Source organism: Dysgonomonas sp. Marseille-P4677 (assembly GCF_016652235.1).
In the GTDB taxonomy this organism is placed as follows: domain Bacteria; phylum Bacteroidota; class Bacteroidia; order Bacteroidales; family Dysgonomonadaceae; genus Dysgonomonas.
In genome coordinates, this window is the sequence record NZ_JAEPKU010000024.1 from 20,322 (window position 1) to 39,617 (window position 19,296).

Sequence of the window (19,296 nt, forward strand, 5' to 3'; positions counted from 1 at the left end):
TAGAGATATTGGAGAGATACATAGCCCCTATATTATAGGCAAATTATCTAATCAATTTTTTTCTTTTAAGGGAGAGATCTCTTATTTAGATTATCTTATTTGGGATAATACGATAATAAAGTAAAATGTTTTTATGCATTTTCGTCATTACTATACTTATACAATAATAGATATACAATTCTAATATATACTTACAAATTATTATTCAATATAAAGATGAGGAAACTAGCTTTTCTGCTACTATCTACATGCTTTACTATGCAGGTAGTAGCCCAACAAACAAATAAAATATCGGGAAGGGTTACAGATAAATATAATGGGAATACCGTCGAAAACGCCGCAATTAGTATTCTGGGTACTGATATAGGAGTATTGTCGGATAGTATAGGTTATTATGAATTATGCCATTTGCCAAGAAAAAAATATGTGTTGCAAGTAAATAATATCGGATATAAGAATGATACAATATCTGTATTTTTGGATAGGGATTTAGTTTTAGATATACGAATGGAGCCCTCCGATATATTGTTGGATGAGGTAGTGGTAAATGCAAAAAGTAGAGCAGAAGTAACCATTATAAAGAATACGATTGACAGACCTGATGCAGACTTTAACAAGTTATTAAATGTTTTGCCGGGAGTAACAACTATGAACATAGGAGTGGGTATATCAAAACCTGTTGTTCGAGGACTCGGTTATAACCGTGTAGCTGTTGTAGATAATGGTATTATACAGCAAAACCAGCAATGGGGTGCTGATCATGGTATTAGCATAAACCAATTTGATGTATATAAAGCAAAAGTTTATAAAGGGCCTACTTCTCTATTGCTGGGTTCGGGTACTATGAGTGCTATAGAAATAGAACCTTTTGGTTTTGATAAAGGGTATAATCCCAGCTCAGCGTTTTCTGGTGAGGCTGCTACATGGGGTGCATCTAACAACGGACAATTAGGAGGTGCACTTGCTGCCGCTTGGCATAAGGGTAATTGGTATGTACGAGGTTCATATAAATATCAGGAATATGGAGATTATAGAGTTCCCGCTGATAAGTTTACTTACGATGGAGAAGACATTCTTTTGTCTGATAAACGTCTACAAAATACGGCGGGTCGGGAACAGAGCTTATCGGGTGTGGTTGGATATCGTAATAAGCATATAACTACGTATCTTACTGTAAGTAATAATCATCAGAAGAATGGTTTGTTTGAATTGGGACATGATCATGATCACGAGGAGGCAGACCATGACCATGACCACGATCACGATCATGAAGATATAGATCATGATCATGATCATCACCACGACCACGATATAGCAGACACTTCGCACCGTAATATAGGGCTGCCTTATTCAATATCTAATCATTTTAGTATAACAAATAATACAGAGTGGAAAAACTCAAGGGTAAGATTATTAGTTAATACAGGTTATCAAAACAACCACCGTCGTGAATTCGAGCATTTCCATGAGCATTACGAAGGACAACCTGAGCCTTTGATTGACGATGATTTAGCTGTCGATTTTAAACTACAAACTTATTCTACCAATGCACGCTTATATCTAGATGAAAGAAAATCTTGGAAAAAAATAATAGGAATGAGCGCGGAATATCAACAGAATAGGGTTGGTGGATTCGAGTATTTTTTACCTCGCTATAATCAGGTTACAGGAGGGGTGTCGTTTGTTAACATCTATGAAGCTTCCCGAAAATTAAAATTTGAAGGCGGCATAAGATACGATATCGGACATATAGATATAACAGGATACTATGATGATGCTCTAGCCCAGCATTTGCTGGAAGAGGGGTATTCATCCCCGATAGTGCAAGGGTATGCTCAACGGGCTTATGATGTAAATCGTAATTTTGGAAGCATATCAGGTAGTATTAGTGGTGAGTATCTTCCCGATATGGAAACAGGCAGATTATCTTTAAAGTTGAATATAGGCAAAAGCTTTCGTTTTCCCTCTGCTAACGAATTAGGCGCAAACGGATTGCATCATGCGGCTTTCCGTTACGAAATAGGGAATCCCGATCTGAAGGCAGAACATGGATATACCTTCGATTTTGATGTCAATTACAATAAATCGAAGAAACTTACACTCAATGTAAATCCATTTGTAAGTTATTATACCAATTTTATCTACTTGAGTCCTGTAATAAATTCACCAATTGATTTGTATGAAAGTCAACCTTATAAATATTTACAGGCAAAGGCTCTGTCCGGAGGAGGAGAGTATAAAGTTTCATGGCGTACGATAGAAAAACTGGAATTGTCTACAAGTGGGAGTCTCGTACTGAACAAGAATCTTGACAATCACGAACCGTTACCATTCACTCCGCCATTTACAATGGTAAATGAAATAAAATTTTTAGATGATTCAAGATATTATAAAAAAATCAGCTATTATCAGCTATCTTTTTCACATCAATGGTATGCTAACCAGAACAGGGTTGCTGTAGGAGAAGAAAAGACACGGGGAACTAGTTTGTTTAATTTTAGTGCAGGAATGGTACTGAAACTGAATCGTAAATGGGCTATAGATATGAACATGCAGGTGAATAATATCTTTGATACCCGCTATCTGAATCATATGAGTCTTTATCGTCGGTTGAATATTCCGGAGCAGGGTAGAAATGTGAAGTTTTTTATCCGTATACCATTTAATTCATAATCATTGGAATTATACATATTTTTTTCTTAATTCTTTCTTTCTCATTTATATCAACTTTTTGTATTATTTTCGTAGCCATAACCGGATAAAAAATAAAATGAGAAATTTCTGTTTACTGATATTATTGTTGATTTGTATACCGGCAATCTACTTTTCTTCATGTGCAAAGGTTGAAAATGATGAGAAAGACCTGCCTGTTATGTCCGAAATAAGTATCAATCTGAATGATACTATCATGTATTTGGATCCGCTCACTAATAAGCGACGCGCTCTGAAGTTTAACGATAGCATATCTAGAAGTAAAATAGATCCTAAAGATCGGGTAGATACGGTCATTATAGGGAAGTGGATGTATATATCTGCACGTTTTAAGGATGAAGGTGGATTATCTACTTTCAAAGCCGGAGATACACTCGTTTATAAAGATATAAATGATAATAAAAACAATAAATTGGATTCTGCTTTGAAAATAGTAAAGTTGGGACAGTCCATTTTCGGGCAAACAGATATTTATGTTTCGCGCAGCAGATTAATCCAATTACCCGATACTATCAGAAGGACAGGGATAGCATACGGAAATCAGAGAAATGATACATTGATAAGAAGAACCGAAAATCATAAATTACTTGTAGCCTGTATGGATAAATCGGGAAATAAAGATTCAACATATGTTCCGATAAGGATTATTACTCGTAAGGAATTTATAGAAAGCAGAACAAGATAAAAGGTTATATAGATGTATTAGAGCATGAATCTATTAGAGATTCATGCTTTTTTTATTTATTTTATTGGCATACTCTACCTATAATATGTACTTTTACGGCGATAATTTTTATTTTTATTAACAAATTCTAAAAAAATGAATCGTAAACATTTTGAAGAACAACGAGCTTATCGTTTCAAGCGATTTGCTAGGAAGGCTTATAGTGCATTCAACAGCATGCGCAGAGTCGTAAACATCGGAGTCGTCAGAGGTTGTGCTATTGCATTTCTTACTGTATCTACAGTTTCAGCTCAGACTTCGACTAATGGCGAGGAGCAGCAAAAGGTAATGGAGAAAGAACTGGATGAAGTGATGGTAACGGCCTCGCGGATAGAAACTCCGATTAATCAAGTTGCAAAGCTGGTTACAGTAATTTCTAAAGAGCAAATTGCGCAGGCCCCCGTCCAGAGTATCCAGGATCTTCTCAACTATGTAGCCGGCATAGACGTAGTACAAAGAGGAGGTCATGGCGTACAAGCCGACATATCGATCCGTGGCGGATCATTTGATCAAAGTGCCGTACTACTCAATGGAGTCAATCTTACCAACCCACAAACAGGACACTACAGTCTCGACTTTCCTATCAACCTTTCCGACATCGAACGTATTGAAATCATTCAAGGACCTTCAGCTCTTATATATGGCTCAGGTGCTTTTTCGGGAGGAATCAACATTATTACTAAAAAGAATACCAACTATAAGGCCTATGCCAAAGTGCAATCGGGAATGCACAAGCTGCGAGGTATCGAGGTACGTGGAGCGACTAAGATAGGCGCAACAATCAATACTTTATCGGTCGGTAGCAATTCGTCGGCAGGATATATCGACAACAGCGAATATGATATTTATAATATGCTTTGGCAAACACGTTTGCAACTGAGAGATGAATCGAGAATAGATTTGCAACTTGGCTACAACGACAAAGAATATGGAGCGAATACTTTTTATTCGGCAAAGTATCCTAATCAGTACGAACGAACAAGTACTTATATGGGAACACTCAAAGGTGAGTTCGGTTCTCAACTCAAAGTAATTCCTATCGTTTACTGGTATCGTCACCATGACCAGTACGATCTAACCAAAGATAGCCCTGAGTATAGAAACTATCATCGAAACGATACTTACGGGGCTAATCTTATTCTCTCTTACAAATCCCGACTTGGAAATACCAGCCTTGGTGGAGAGCTTCGCCGCGAGGATATAATGAGTTCCAATCTGGGTAAACTAATGGTAGAACCGCATCGAAAATACACAAAGTATGATGACCGCACTAATATGTCTGTATCTTTAGAGCATACAGTCTCTATTAGTAAGGTTGTACTATCAGCAGGAGTTTTACTCAATCATAATACTTTACGCGATTCCGAAAATCGTTTCTATCCTTCGGCTAGTGTTTGTTATCGTCCTTCGGATAATGTAACGGTTGCTTCATCATGGAGTAAAGCTACCCGCATGCCTACTTTTACCGACCTGTCATATGATGGGCCTATTCATCAAGGTAAGGCAGACCTTGATGCTGAACGGTCGGAGTCAGTGGATATGACTTTCAAATATAGACACAGACTATTTAGTGCCCATGTTACGGGCTATCTGCTTTGGGGACGCAATATGATAGACTGGGTAAAAGAACCTGGTGCGGGTCCCAATGATCCATATATGGCATGGAACCTTACAAGGTTGAATACACAAGGCGTAGAGGTCGGTGCGCAGTTACGAATAGGAGAATTGCTGCCTGTATTGGGAGACAAAGCTTTATTATCAGCAGATTATGTACGTTTACATCAATCAAGCAATGCAGGAGAATTATTATCGAAAAATGCCCTCAATTACTTACGAGATAAGTTCACGCTACACTTGCATCATCGTATCATAAACGATTTGTCAGCCGACTGGAACTATCGTCTGCAAAAACGAATGGGAGCTTTTGAAAAGTATCTCGATGGAGTAAAAACTGGCGAGCGGACACCTTATTCTACGGTAAACAGACTTGATCTGCGTCTTAGTTATAAATATAGAGATGTGTTGCTCAATCTCGATTTGAACAATATAGTAAATAACAAGTATTACGACTTAGCAAATATTCCTCAGGCCGGATTTTGGCTGATGGGTGGTATTAGTTATACTTTTAAATAAATATATTCAGATGAAGAATTTACTTTTACTCATCAACTTTCTGTACTGCTTGTTTTCGTACGCGCAAGACTTCAAACTCCAAAAAGGAGATTTGATTTTCCAGGAAAGTTGTACGGGGAAAGCTGATAATATGATTAAGGCTGTAACAACGAGTATCGGTGATTATTCGTTTACACATGTTGGTATTGTTTACATAGACAATCAAGATAGTGTCTTTATAATAGAAGCTACCCACCCAAAGGTGACAGTCACTCCACTAACTGAATATCTTTATCCTACAAAGAAAGGACAGAATTGTTTTCCAAGATCTGTGGTTGGCCGATTGAAAGAAGAATACCGACATTGTATTCCTAAGGCTATAGACGAGGGCTTGGCTTTAGTCGGGAAAGACTATGACGATGGCTTTGTGATGGGAAATGATAAATATTACTGTTCAGAATTGTTGTATGAAATCTTTCTTAAGGCTAATGAAGGTATTCCTATATTTCCTTTGAATATAATGACCTTTAAGTCCCCCATAACAGGTGATATAACAGATGGCTGGAAAGAATATTTTGAGAAGTATAGCCTACCTGTACCTGAAGGTGAATTAGGTATTAATCCGGGTGCAATGTCAAGGTCAGATGTGATCGATATAGTTCATTGCTACTAATCTATAAATTGAAAAGGCTCTAGTGAACAATTCATCTAGAGCCTTTTCTTGGAAACCTATATACAACATTTACTCGCCAATCTTTTTGTAATATTTAGGAACATATTCCGGGTATAACTCAGGATGGAATATGTAAGCCATGTCTTTTAATATATAATCCGGATGGATGGGTAAATCTTCATAATAGCTTGAGTATGCCGTGTTACATCCATAAATATTCTTTTCCTTAAAGGCTTTAAAGTATGAATATGGTTTGTATTCCTTTTCTAAAGCTTTGTATGTCATATCTTCGGGCCAATTGTATTTAATAATCCAAAAGTCCGCATCTCCAGCTTTATCCAGTACTGTTTCGAAGGTCAGAGGCATATAGGAAGAAGCGTTATTATCAGACCAAGGATATGATGCTCCTGCATCGGTCAACATATTTGCCATGAAGCTTTTACCTCCGGGCATATTCCATTTTCCCTGATAACGCATATCTGTAAATACTGATGGACGTACATTTATTTTAGCTACGGCTTCTTTAATATTGTTGTAACTTTTTTCTGTAACGGCAAAAAGCGAATCGGCGAGATGTTCTTTTCCTATGAAAAGAGAGTAGAAGCGTATCCATTCAGCTCTGCCCAAAGGATGCGATTCTGTATAGTCTATCGTTTCCAGAATCGGGATTCCTGTTTTCTCAATACTACCATATGTCCAACCTTGTATCGGAGTGGCGAAGATGGCGTCAGGGCTAAGCATTATAAGTTTTTCCGTGTCTGGTTTACTCGCCATACCCAAATCAATTATTTCACCATTCTTTATTCCATTTTGTATATTGGATAGTTTGATATATTGAGGTTCACATACACCTTTTATGAGATCTACGGCATCTAGTTCATTCAATATAGAACAATGAATTGTAGAATAAGTGGCTACACTATTTAATGGCACTTTTACTATCGTGCCCTTTGGTAAGTTGAGTGGTAAATCTTTTGTCTTATCTACCAATATGTATGTTTGTAGCATACGTGTGGTATCCCAAGGATCACGAACAGAAATGATTGTGTAATGCTCATACTTTTTTACCTGAAATCCTTTGGCATAGTGTATCTTATATTCGGAATCTACCGAAATGTTGCTTTCTCCGGCAGGCCTACGGTTATTGCAGGCTGCCAGAATAAAGATAAAGAATATGAGTAGAGATATATTGCTGAATTTCATTTTCTCTGTTATTTCGCACCTGTTATAAAGTATGCTCCCATTGGATTAATTCCTCCGGTCTTAAATGATTTAACATATCCTCCATTTCCATTAAAAATATGCATATTACCTTCGTTTTTATAATCAGAAGTAGCCATGTAAATATTATTAGTCAAAGGATCTACTGTTATATTATATGTGTTGGTCAAATCGGCCTTACCTTCTTCTACAAATGATTTGTTTACAATCTTATTTTCTTTGATATCGTAATAAGACAGAGCAGTCGTACTCTTTTTTGTTTCGCTATTGTACACCTCTTTCATCAATAATAATTTGTCCCCCGCAATTTCCATATTGGTTGCAGCATCAGTGCCTATTGTTGTTACTATATTACTACCGGCGGCTATTTTTTGAAGTGAGGAAGGAACGTCTACATAGTTACCATTTGATATGATATATATATTGCCATTTTTGTCACTTTTTATTTTGGTCGGATTTAAAGCTACAGCAATGTCGGAATCTTTACTGAAAGAACTTAGGTTTATAACTGATAGCACCTTTCCTATACCAGTTCCCAGATAGTCTGATATGACAGTATATAGTTTATTATTAACAATGGTCATTTCCTCCGGATATGTTCCCCCGGTTGCTGTTTTCTTGTCAATGTTGATAGCTGTAGTATCGATGCGAACGATGTCTCCATCGTATGTGCTTACATACACATAGCCAGCATGAGCTATAACAGAACGAGGTTGTTGGGGCTGATTGCTGTTGTTCATAGGTTTGATAATAGCATCCTTACCTTCGTTGTTTTTTAGTAATTTACCGGTTTTATCCGTTACATATATACAATTCGATTTAGTTACGGAGATGTACATCTTTGATCCGTAAATTACCATGTCTTGTGCTCCATTTCCAAGTTCAATACCATTCTTATTAGTAAATATATCTTTGGTGACAGAACCTGTTTTGTAATCGTAGTAAGTTAATGATCCTCCGACTTTAAGTCCAGAACTTCCAGAGTTTAACACATATACCCCTGAAGTTGTGATCTCTGGTTCCGTCCATGGAGAGTCATTGTCAGAATCACATGCTATAAAAGCGCATACTAATAAGGAAAGGAATAAGCCTTTTAATAAAATATTTTTCATATCGTTATAATAAATGAAATAAATAGAATAATTAGAATTTTAAATTTGCAGAAATATTAAAAGAGCGTCCCGGCATAGGATAATACTTCATGACCTCGTATTGTTCGTTCCAAAGGTTTGAAATCCCTGCCTGAAGCAATATATCTTTATTTTTGTTTATATTCACTTGTCGGTTTATGCTTATACTATGTTCCGAATAACTCTTTAATTTATATGTTGGGATATTTTGATGCCAGAAATACCTTTCCCCTGTGATGAGAACAGAATATGAGAAATTAACCCATGGATTTTTAAAAACAGCAGATATAGCTCCCGAATGTTCGGGCGTATATATTAATTGATTTTTATAACTGTCTTCCTTCGGATCGGTTACATCTATTGCTTTCATATAGCTGTATGAACCGGATATATCTATATTCATATTATTTGAAATATCTAATCCGGCCGCTAGCTTAGCATCTATACCCGAAATCTCAACTTCACCCAGATTCGTTGTGTATGCATAAAATGTAGAAGGTTGGATTACTATTTTATCTTTTACTTTATTATAGTATCCATCTATAGATAAGCTGATGTAATTAGATTTAGTTCCGGAAAGGCTACCTATCCAAGTAATACCGCCATTGAATTGCCTAGCCGATTCGGGTTTTATTATAGACAGAGATCGTGTATAAAACGCTTCCGTGAAAGTCGGTATTCTGAATATGTCCTTATAAGATGCTCTTATTCTTAGTTGATTGTATGCTGAAAACGGAACAAAAGACAGACTAACTGTTGGCGATAGCTTTTTGTATGTATTGTCTTTTTCTGATTTCTTTATTTTTTCTGTAATATACGTTCCAAGTAGGCTCGTATTGACTGTTATTCGGGACGTTTTATATTGTGTGGCTAAAGCCGTAAGCGAATTATATCTTTCAGGTTCCGACATATTGCCTCCAAACTTGGTAGTCTCATCTTTCAATTTATTATAGGACAGGTCTTCGGCAAGTGATAATGATAAGTTATTGTTTAGAGTATACAAAATAGAGTTTGACCAATAAACCTCTTGTTGTTTGTATCTGTCCACTCTTGCCCCATTTTCATAGGCATCATATATATCTCTATAGCGTGTATAGTTATAATCATACTTGGCTTGAGATTTAAATTTGAATTGTTTGTTAAAATATTTATTATATGCTATTTGCGTGAAGAAATTTTTCTCCCAAAGTCGCTCAACTCTATAATCATTCTGAAAATCAATAGCACCGGGAAGCCCTCTTTCCGAGTCGAAATAGTAGATCTTTATATCCAGATTACCTGCTTTTCCTAACTTGTTATAAAGATTCGTTTCTATTCGGTAAATATTTACGTCGCTGTTATTCCTTTTACTCTTGAATGGTCTTTTTCCATTTATCATTTCAAAAGGATATTGTCCATCGACTCGTTGCCAACTTCCATTAATCGATATTATTGATTTTTTATTAAGTCGGTGCGCATATTCTAAAGCCGGATTAAATAAGCCGAAAGAGCCTGTTTTTATACGTATTTTTCCTTCATCCTTTTTGCCACTGAGCTTGGGTGTTACAGTTTGAAGATTCAAAACACCAACCGATGCAAATGCTTTAGCTGTTTGGAATATATTATCTGCTTGTCCTATATTAAGAGAAATGGATGATATGTTATCTAAAGCAAAACGACCTATATCGACCTGTCCCGACTGCGTATTTGTTACCATTATACCATCATAGCTAATAGCCGTATGTTCGGCACCCATACCACGTATAGCGATCGTTTTCAGTCCGCCGACACCCCCGTAATCTTTCAGTACAATACCATTAAAGCGACGTACGACATCTGATATGGATTGGAGTCCTTGGTCTATAATAGATTCTGCAGATATCACCTGTAACGGTGTAGTCGAACGTGACGTTGAGGGCTTTATATGAGCAGAAACCTCTACTTCCGATAGTTTTTGAGTCTTGATGCTATCGACAGTTTGGCCCTTTGTCGTACAAACAAATAAACAGAATAGTGAAAAAGAAAATAAGAAAGTTCTCATTTTTTGCAAAAGTAACTTTAAATCAATAAATTACTTTCGACAAGAACAAAGAAAAGAAAGGGGAAATTCTTTTACGGATGTTTCTTAAGCCTTATTCCTCGAAAGCTATCTGAAAATATTTACTTTGCAGGTCTTCTGACTTACTCTATTCTTGTATGCCTTCCCATTTTTTTTAACAGTGGCTTTCTATATACAAGCTTTTATGAGTTTACAGCAGCGGGTCTGTTCAGGATTTTCACCTGATTCCCTTTTAATCCGGTCGTTTTTATTCGATCGCGGAACAAAGCGAGACAAAGATAAGAAGAAGTTGTCAATTTATAGACAGGTTTTTTCTTATTTAATAGTTAAAGTTGAATCTGAAGTTTTAAAGTAGTGTACTCAGGCTAGTTTACTCTAAAAGGTTTTTACAAATTATTATTTTTCTATGGAAATAAATAAAAAGTCAAAATGTAATAAGATTTGAGTGAGTTAATTTTGTTTCTGACTTAGTGGGTTAATTTATATAGTTCATTTCTCCTTATAGCTATCATAAAAGGTAATATAAGTAAAGAGATAGGAGCCAATAAACCTATGCCAATACAAGATATAATATATCCTATTGCTATTTTTGTTTCACTAAGGCGTTTTTTGACAGCTTGATAAGAAAAAGATATTCCAGAAATAAGAATTATAAGACAGATGAACGGTAGATACCAGTAGTCTTCATAAGAATCTACGAAATAATTGATGAGGAAGGAAAAGAAAATAACAAAATAGAGGAACATGCAAAATGAAGGTATCATGAAGCTAGGTGCTTCAGAAACCAGATTAACTCTTTTTGCAATATTTAAGACGGCCTGTTTTTTTTCTCTTACCCTGTTAATATTCAATATCCCATTTCCGTTGCGATGATGTACATATAATGCTTTACCTTGATAAATAATTTTTGCATTATTTGCATATTTTGGTGTAAATACTTCTTCTCGCCCATATTTCCATACTATTTCCAGATCGGGGATTTCTTTTGATAGTTCAGTGTGTAATTTTTCTACAAAGTTTGTATCGAACGGGCGTTTAAAAGGTTTGTGTGATATTAATGTCATAGTTAAATTATTTGGTAGTCTATAATCGATTGCGATTTTGTAAATATACTTATTTTTTTTGTTAAAGAAAGTTTGATAGAATTTTTCTACTTTATGTCTTCAAATTCAGTGTTGTGGCATAACTAAAATTTGTATATTTGCGCCTTATTGACAAATAAGTATATATTTTAATAGCATTATGCCACATATTTCACAACGAGGAGTAGAGATGCCAAGTTCTCCTATCAGGAAACTGGCTCCATTATCAGACTCAGCTAAAGCTCGGGGCCTCAAGGTATATCATTTAAACATAGGGCAGCCCGATTTGCCCACTCCGCAAGAAGGCTTGGATGCTATCCGTAATATGGATCGCACCATATTAGAGTATAGTCCTAGCGATGGATATCGTTCTTATCGCGAAAAGCTCGTGGGTTATTATGCCAAGTATAAAATAAACGTATCGGCAGATGATATTATAATTACTACTGGCGGATCAGAAGCGGTTTTATTTGCCTTTCTTGCTTGTTTAAATCCGGGTGATGAAATTATAGTTCCTGAACCTGCCTATGCAAATTATATGGCCTTTGCAGTATCGGCAGGAGCCATTATTCGTGCAGTTCCATCTTCAATAGAAGAGGGTTTTTCCCTTCCTCCTATTGAGAAATTCGAAGAACTGATAAATGAACGTACTAAAGGTATTATGATTTGTAATCCAAATAATCCTACAGGTTATTTATATTCACGTGCCGAAATGAATCAGATTAAGCATTTGGTTCAAAAACACGATTTATACCTATTCTCGGATGAGGTTTATCGTGAATTTATATATACTGGTTCTCCTTATATTTCAGCATGTCATTTAGTAGGAATCGAAGATAATGTGGTGTTGATAGATTCGGTATCGAAGCGTTATAGTGAATGCGGCATTCGTATTGGAGCATTGATAACAAAAAATAAAGAACTGCGTAAAACCCTGATGAAGTTCTGCCAAGCACGGTTAAGCCCACCTCTTATAGGGCAGATTGTAGCAGAAGCTTCTTTAGACGCAAGTGAAGACTATTTACAGGATACCTACGATGAATATGTAGAGCGCCGTAAATTTCTTATCGACCGTTTAAATCGGATACCGGGAGTATATTCACCTATTCCGATGGGTGCTTTTTATACAGTGGCCCGTCTTCCTGTCGACGATGCTGATAAATTCTGTGAGTGGTGTCTTTCAGACTTTGAATATGAGGGACAAACCGTATTTATGGCTCCAGCGTCCGGATTTTATACAATACCTGGATTAGGGAAAAATGAAGTACGTATAGCCTATGTACTCAATAAAGATGATCTGGGGAACGCTCTTAACGTACTGGAAAAAGCCTTGGAAACATATAACTCCATAACAAAGAAGTAATGAAAAATAAACTTGTTTTCGCTACTAATAATGCACATAAGTTAGAGGAAGTAAGGATTGTAGTTAAAGATAACTTCGAAATTCTTAGTCTTAAAGATATTGGCTGCGATGAAGATATAGCCGAACCGGGAGTAACCTTGCAAGAGAACGCCTTAATCAAGGCCCGCTATGTAAAAGAAAAATATGGTTATGATTGCTTTGGCGATGATACAGGTTTGGAAGTAGAAGCTTTAGATGGTGCACCCGGAGTTTACTCAGCTCGTTATGCCGGTGATGGGCATGACGCTAAAGCGAATATGAAGAAGCTCTTGGCGAATATGGAGGGCGTTGAAAATAGGAAAGCTCATTTCAGAACTGTTATTGCACTTATCCTTAATGGGAAAGAATACATCTTCGAGGGACAGATTAATGGTGTTATTATATCAGAGGAAAAAGGGAGTGCTGGTTTTGGTTACGATCCAGTATTTATGCCGGATGGATATGCCGAAACATTTGCTGAACTGGGGATGGATGTAAAAAATGAGATAAGTCACCGCGCCTTAGCCATAAAAGCTTTATGTAGATTTCTCCAAGGTATGTAATTGGAGTTTTACTTCACATAAATCTGAAAAAACAGATTAAATTAACCTTTGGGATTTAGAAGACGACCTCTGTTTTTATTTTATCCCAACATGATTTATATATTACACTTTTATACTGACAAAAACTTTTACTGTTTTTAAATCGTAGTTCAGGTTTTTATTTTGTACTTTTGCAGCGCGAAAGCGCAAGGTGTGAAAAAAAACTTAATACTTATATAAATCATATTTTTTTTAGAAACAATGGCTTTAAAAATTATGACTGCTGAAGAGGCAGCCGCACTTATCAACAATGATGACAATGTGGGATTTAGCGGATTTACGCATGCTGGATGTCCCAAAGTAGTGCCAGTAGCTCTCGCTAAGCGAGCAGAAGCAGAACATGCTAAAGGCAATCCTTTCAAAATCGGGATGTTCACAGGAGCATCAACCGGCGACTCTATCGACGGACAATTATCCAGAGCACAAGCTATTAAATTCCGCACGCCTTACCAGACTAATAAGGATTTGCGAAATGCTATCAACAGTGGAGAAGTAAAGTATTTTGATTTGCACCTTTCTACCTTGGCCCAAGATATACGTTATGGTTTTATGGGGCCTGTAGATGTAGCTATAATTGAAGCTTGTGATGTGACCGAAAACGGTGAAATAGTTCCAACATGTGGAGTGGGGATTTCTCCTACAGTAGCGCGTCTTGCTAAAATTGTAATTGTAGAACTAAATAGCTGGAATCCAAAAGGTATGAGAGGAATGCATGATCTTTCAGAGTTACAAGATCCTCCATATCGAGATGAAATAGGTATCAAGACTGTACGGGATCGCGTAGGTTTAGATCATATAAAAGTTGACCCCTCTAAAATAGTTGTAGTTGAAGGTAATACTCCAAATGAAGGTGGTTGCTTTGCGCCGGTAGATGAAATTACTGCTAAAATTGGAGACAATGTAGCAAACTTCTTTGTAAATGAAATGGCTGAAGGCCGCATGCCTAAATCTTTCTTACCGGTACAATCGGGAGTAGGTAATATAGCAAATGCAGTACTTGCTTCAATGGGGGAGAGTAAGGATATACCTGATTTTGAAGTTTATACCGAGGTTATCCAAGATGCGGTTATTGGCTTAATGGAAACCGGACGAATAAAATTTGCGAGTGGTTGTTCATTAACTGTAAGTAACCCTTGTATCGAAAAAATATATCAGAACCTGGATTTCTTCAAGGAAAGGATAGTTTTACGTCCATCAGAATATTCTAATAATCCTGAGATTGTTCGTCGTTTAGGAGTTATTGCTATCAATACTGCTTTAGAGGCTGATATTTTTGGAAATATCAATTCTACGCACGTTACCGGAAACAAGATGATGAATGGTGTAGGAGGTTCGGGTGATTTTACCCGAGGAGCTTATGTGTCTATTTTTGTTACACCTTCCGTTGCTAAAGGAGGAAAGATTAGTGCCTTTGTTCCAATGGTTTCTCACATGGATCATAGTGAGCATTCGGTTAAGATTATTATTTCAGAGTATGGTATTGCTGACTTGCGGGGCAAATCGCCAAGAGAACGTGCCGAGCTGATAATCGAAAACTGTGTACATCCTGATTATCGTCCATTGCTTAGAGAATATTTAGAACGTGGAGAGCAAGGACAGACACCGGTTAATTTATATGATGCATTTGCTTTTCATGAGGCTCTTATGGAAACAGGTGATATGAAAAATGTGAAATGGCGTAAATAAAAAACTTAACACAATATATATTAAACATTATAACTGAAAGCCTTTCAATTTTAAATTGAAAGGCTTTTCTTTGTAGCAAATTTAAATCATATAATGACAGTACTCTACGAAGATAATCATATCATTATAGTCAATAAAACCGTCTCTGAAATCGTACAAGGAGATAAAACTGGAGATAAGCCGCTTTCGGAAATTGTAAAAGAATATCTGAAAGAGAAATATAATAAGCCCGGTAATGTTTTTTGTGGTGTGACTCATCGTCTCGACCGGCCAACAAGCGGGATTGTTGTCTTTGCAAAGACAAGTAAGGCTCTTCCCCGTTTGAACGATATGTTTAAAAATAAGGAGATAGATAAGACCTATTGGGCAATAGTGAAAAAGATGCCTAAGCAACCCGAAAGAACACTGAGGCATTATCTGGTCAGAAATGAAAAGCAGAACAAATCTTATGCTTATGATGAAGAGAAGCCAAATTCTAAACAAGCTATATTACATTATAAATTAATAGCTCACTCCGATAAATACAATTTACTTGAAATAGATTTGGAGACAGGGCGTCATCATCAAATCCGTTGTCAGTTAGCGAAAATTGGTTGTCCTATAAAAGGCGATTTAAAATATGGTGCAGAACGCTCTAATCCTGATGGTGGAATTAGTTTGCATGCCCGGAAGATATCTTTTATACATCCTGTATCTAAAGTGAAGATAGAAGTTGTTGCTCCAACACCGGAGGATAATCTTTGGAAGGCATTAGAAAGTATTGTTAAAAAATAAATGTAATATCATTATTTCAAATTTAGATTTTGTTATGACTATCATAGACTTAATTTCGTCAGCTTTAAATATTAAAGCCACACAAATAGAAAAGACTATAGAATTGCTCGATTCGGGAGCAACTATACCTTTTATTAGTCGTTATCGAAAAGAAGTTACAGGAGCACTCGATGAAGTTCAGATAGGAGCAATAAAAGAACAAAATGACAAGCTGAACGAATTGGTTAAGCGTCGGGAAACAATTCTTAAATCGATAGAAGAACAGGAAAAACTCACTCCTGAACTGAAAACACGTATAGAGAATTGTTGGAATAGCTCTGAATTGGAAGATATATACTTGCCGTATAAGCCCAAGCGCCAAACACGTGCCGAGATCGCTCGTAAGAAAGGTCTAGAACCTTTGGCGAAGATTATTATGGCGCAACAACCGATGGATGTTGAAGCAAAAGCAGGTGGATTTGTCAAAGGTGATGTAAAAGACGTAAAAAGTGCTATAGCTGGTGCATGTGATATTATTGCTGAGTGGATAAGCGAAGATGAATACGCACGTAATTCTATCCGTAATCTATTTGAAAGGGAGGCTGTGATCACTTCTAAAGTAGTAAAGGGTAAGGAGGAGGAAGGCGATAAATACCGTGATTATTTCGATTTCTCTGAAAAGTTGAGTAAAGCATCATCACATCGTATACTTGCCATACGTCGTGGAGAATCGGAAGGATTCTTACGTGTAAGTATTTCTCCTGATGAAGATGCTGCATTGGAGCGTTTAGATAAACGTTTCTTAAAAGGTGATAATGATAACGAAGCTACAAACTATGTAGCTGATGCGATAGAAGATTCATACAAGCGGTTATTAAAACCTTCAATAGAAACGGAGTTCTCGGCTCTTTCGAAGCAAAAAGCTGATGAAGAAGCTATTCGTGTATTTATTGAAAACCTTCGTCAACTGTTGCTTGCTCCTCCATTAGGGCAACAAAGAGTATTAGGTATTGATCCCGGTTATCGTACAGGTTGTAAGTTGGTATGTCTTGATGCAGAAGGGAATCTACTCCATAACGAGACGATATATCCGCATCCTCCACAAAATGAAACATCGAAGGCTGGGAATAAAGTTGTGAAAATGGTATCGACCTATAATATAGCGGCAATTGCCATAGGTAATGGAACTGCAAGCCGTGAAACGGAACGATTTATAACTAATCTTCGATACGAAAAAGAAGTAAAAGTGTTTGTCGTCAGTGAGAATGGTGCATCTATTTATTCTGCATCGAAAACTGCCCGCGAAGAATTTCCCGATTATGACGTAACAGTAAGAGGTGCCGTTTCTATTGGCCGTCGCCTGATGGACCCACTGGCCGAATTAGTAAAGATAGATCCAAAATCGATTGGTGTAGGCCAATATCAGCACGATGTAGATCAGACAAAATTGAAAAATTCTCTTGATTTAACGGTGGAAAGTTGTGTGAATCTTGTGGGTGTAAACGTAAATACAGCCAGCAAACATTTGCTGACATATGTGTCGGGTTTAGGGCCTGTATTAGCTCAAAATATTGTTGATTATCGTGCGGCGCATGGAGCTTTCAAGTCACGAAAAGAATTGATGAAAGTAGCTCGTATGGGGGAAAAGGCATTCGAGCAATGTGCCGGATTTTTGCGTATAGCTGAAGCCGAGAATCCTTTAGATAATTCGGCCGTTCATCCCGAAAGCTATTATGTTGTAGAGAAAATGGCTAGAGATTTGAAGTGTACAGTGGCAGAATTAATACAGAATAAAGAATTAAAAAAAACGCTTGATTTAAAAAAATATATTACGGATACTGTTGGGTTGCCAACGCTAAACGATATAATGGATGAACTTGATAAACCCGGACGAGATCCGCGAAAGGGAATCAAAATGTTCGAATTTGATCCTAATATAAGGACTATCGACGATCTGCGTGAAGGAATGGTGCTTCCGGGTATTGTGACTAATATAACTAACTTTGGTTGCTTTGTTGATGTCGGGATAAAAGAAAATGGGCTTGTACATATTTCCGAAATTGCCGATCGTTTTGTTTCCGATCCTACTGAAGTGGTATCGCTTCACCAACATGTAGAAGTGAGAGTTCTCTCTGTGGATACAGCACGCAAGAGAGTACAATTATCTATGAAGAAATAGAATATAAGAATAAAGCATCTCTTACCTTGAGATGCTTTATTCAATTCAAAAATAGAGTAGTTTAGTTGAGATACCTTCTTCGAAGGTTTTTTTAGTTTAATTTAAATACGATTGGCATTGTGAAGTAAACAGGAACCGCGATTCCATTATTTTTACCCGGTATCCATCTTGGCATACTCTTTAAAACTCTTATTGCTTCTTTGTCACAAGTCGGGCTTATGCCTTTCAATAATTGGATATCTGTGATTTCCCCGGTTTTGCTTACAACAAATCTTACTGTGACTTTTCCTTGTATTCCCATTTCCTGATCTACTATCGGGTATTTAATTTGATCGTATATATATTTATACATTTCTTTTTCTCCACCTGGATATTGAGGCATAAACTGCGCACTTACAAATATTTCAGGTTCCTTCGGTGCAGCTCCACCTTTACCATCACCTATAACGTCTGTTTCAAACTCTTTACGTATTGCATCCTTGTCTGTCGATCCATCCTTTACATCAAAAGCACCAATTGCCTCTTTGCCTTCAGTTACGTCACTCATATTTACCATTTCCGTTTCATCGGGAGCATCCTCATTTTTTACAATTGTTGGTGGAACAAATTTTGTCATTTTTACAAATTTAGGTGGCTCGGGGATTTCGGGTTTTGCTATTTCAGGTTCTGGTAATTTGTTGTCTACTTCTATTACCGATGTTACATAGGTTTCATCAATACCGGCAGTGTGACCTTTTGAGGTAGCAGCATTGATCGTGCTAATAATAGCCGGCATGGCAGAAACTACTGCGGCAAACAAAACCACTACACCGAAAGCAACGATATGTCTCTTGGAAGAAGATTGACGCAATTCAAATGCACCATATGATTTATTTTTACCTTCAAAAATAATATCACACCATTCTGCGGAATTTAGATTAGTTAAGTTTTTCATAACTGTAAGTTTTATATGTTATTAATCTATTTCTCTTTTGTACTTAATAGATATACGAAAGGATTAAAT

General features: G+C 36.8%; 14 protein-coding genes and 1 riboswitch. Of the genes, 9 read left to right on the forward strand and 5 right to left on the reverse strand.

Going from position 1 to position 19,296, the window contains the following annotated elements; translation table 11 throughout:
- Nucleotides 1-216 precede the first annotated feature (216 nt).
- The 4 genes from JGH11_RS06775 to JGH11_RS06790 all read left to right on the forward strand — a co-directional run bounded on the left by JGH11_RS06775 (nucleotide 217) and on the right by JGH11_RS06790 (nucleotide 6,221).
- Entirely contained in the window at nucleotides 217-2,673 is a 2,457-nt protein-coding gene (locus JGH11_RS06775; protein WP_201110816.1) for a TonB-dependent receptor, read from the forward strand.
- 97 nt (nucleotides 2,674-2,770) lie between these two features.
- Nucleotides 2,771-3,397: a hypothetical protein gene (locus JGH11_RS06780; protein ID WP_201110817.1), complete on the forward strand. Its 627-nt coding sequence runs from the start codon at nucleotides 2,771-2,773 to the stop codon at nucleotides 3,395-3,397.
- A 135-nt stretch (nucleotides 3,398-3,532) separates the two neighbouring features.
- A complete protein-coding gene (locus JGH11_RS06785; protein ID WP_201110818.1) occupies nucleotides 3,533-5,569 on the forward strand; it encodes a TonB-dependent siderophore receptor in 2,037 nt (678 codons plus the stop codon).
- 10 nt (nucleotides 5,570-5,579) lie between these two features.
- Nucleotides 5,580-6,221 carry a YiiX/YebB-like N1pC/P60 family cysteine hydrolase gene (locus JGH11_RS06790; protein ID WP_201110819.1) on the forward strand — a complete coding sequence of 214 codons (642 nt, stop codon included), beginning with the start codon at nucleotides 5,580-5,582 and terminating at the stop codon, nucleotides 6,219-6,221.
- A 69-nt stretch (nucleotides 6,222-6,290) separates the two neighbouring features.
- Here the strand turns inward: JGH11_RS06790 and JGH11_RS06795 are convergent, their stop codons facing one another.
- The 4 genes from JGH11_RS06795 to JGH11_RS06810 all read right to left on the reverse strand — a co-directional run bounded on the left by JGH11_RS06795 (nucleotide 6,291) and on the right by JGH11_RS06810 (nucleotide 11,674).
- Nucleotides 6,291-7,424, reverse strand: coding sequence for an ABC transporter substrate-binding protein (locus tag JGH11_RS06795; RefSeq protein WP_201110820.1), 1,134 nt, complete (start codon nucleotides 7,422-7,424; stop codon nucleotides 6,291-6,293).
- A gap of 8 nt (nucleotides 7,425-7,432) precedes the next feature.
- A complete protein-coding gene (locus tag JGH11_RS06800) occupies nucleotides 7,433-8,554 on the reverse strand; it encodes a YncE family protein (RefSeq protein WP_201110821.1) in 1,122 nt (373 codons plus the stop codon).
- 31 nt (nucleotides 8,555-8,585) lie between these two features.
- On the reverse strand, nucleotides 8,586-10,592 hold the full coding sequence (locus JGH11_RS06805) for a TonB-dependent siderophore receptor (RefSeq protein ID WP_201110822.1): 2,007 nt from the start codon (nucleotides 10,590-10,592) through the stop codon (nucleotides 8,586-8,588).
- A gap of 107 nt (nucleotides 10,593-10,699) precedes the next feature.
- A riboswitch (cobalamin riboswitch) is annotated at nucleotides 10,700-10,893 on the reverse strand.
- 184 nt (nucleotides 10,894-11,077) lie between these two features.
- Nucleotides 11,078-11,674: a hypothetical protein gene (locus tag JGH11_RS06810; RefSeq protein WP_201110823.1), complete on the reverse strand. Its 597-nt coding sequence runs from the start codon at nucleotides 11,672-11,674 to the stop codon at nucleotides 11,078-11,080.
- Between the two features lie 178 nt (nucleotides 11,675-11,852).
- On the opposite strand from JGH11_RS06810, the gene JGH11_RS06815 reads away from it, so the two are divergent.
- The 5 genes from JGH11_RS06815 to JGH11_RS06835 all read left to right on the forward strand — a co-directional run bounded on the left by JGH11_RS06815 (nucleotide 11,853) and on the right by JGH11_RS06835 (nucleotide 18,293).
- Entirely contained in the window at nucleotides 11,853-13,055 is a 1,203-nt protein-coding gene (locus JGH11_RS06815) for a pyridoxal phosphate-dependent aminotransferase (protein ID WP_201110824.1), read from the forward strand.
- Nucleotides 13,055-13,636: a non-canonical purine NTP diphosphatase gene (locus tag JGH11_RS06820; RefSeq protein ID WP_201110825.1), complete on the forward strand. Its 582-nt coding sequence runs from the start codon at nucleotides 13,055-13,057 to the stop codon at nucleotides 13,634-13,636. The genes JGH11_RS06815 and JGH11_RS06820 overlap by 1 nt, the downstream gene beginning before the upstream one ends.
- 240 nt (nucleotides 13,637-13,876) lie before the next feature.
- Entirely contained in the window at nucleotides 13,877-15,361 is a 1,485-nt protein-coding gene (locus tag JGH11_RS06825) for an acetyl-CoA hydrolase/transferase family protein (protein ID WP_201110826.1), read from the forward strand.
- A gap of 93 nt (nucleotides 15,362-15,454) precedes the next feature.
- Entirely contained in the window at nucleotides 15,455-16,135 is a 681-nt protein-coding gene (locus JGH11_RS06830) for an RluA family pseudouridine synthase (RefSeq protein WP_201110827.1), read from the forward strand.
- Nucleotides 16,136-16,169: 34 nt separating this feature from the next.
- Nucleotides 16,170-18,293, forward strand: coding sequence for a Tex family protein (locus JGH11_RS06835; protein ID WP_201110828.1), 2,124 nt, complete (start codon nucleotides 16,170-16,172; stop codon nucleotides 18,291-18,293).
- Nucleotides 18,294-18,384: 91 nt separating this feature from the next.
- Here the strand turns inward: JGH11_RS06835 and JGH11_RS06840 are convergent, their stop codons facing one another.
- Nucleotides 18,385-19,227 carry an energy transducer TonB gene (locus JGH11_RS06840; protein ID WP_201110829.1) on the reverse strand — a complete coding sequence of 281 codons (843 nt, stop codon included), beginning with the start codon at nucleotides 19,225-19,227 and terminating at the stop codon, nucleotides 18,385-18,387.
- Nucleotides 19,228-19,296: the final 69 nt, after the last annotated feature.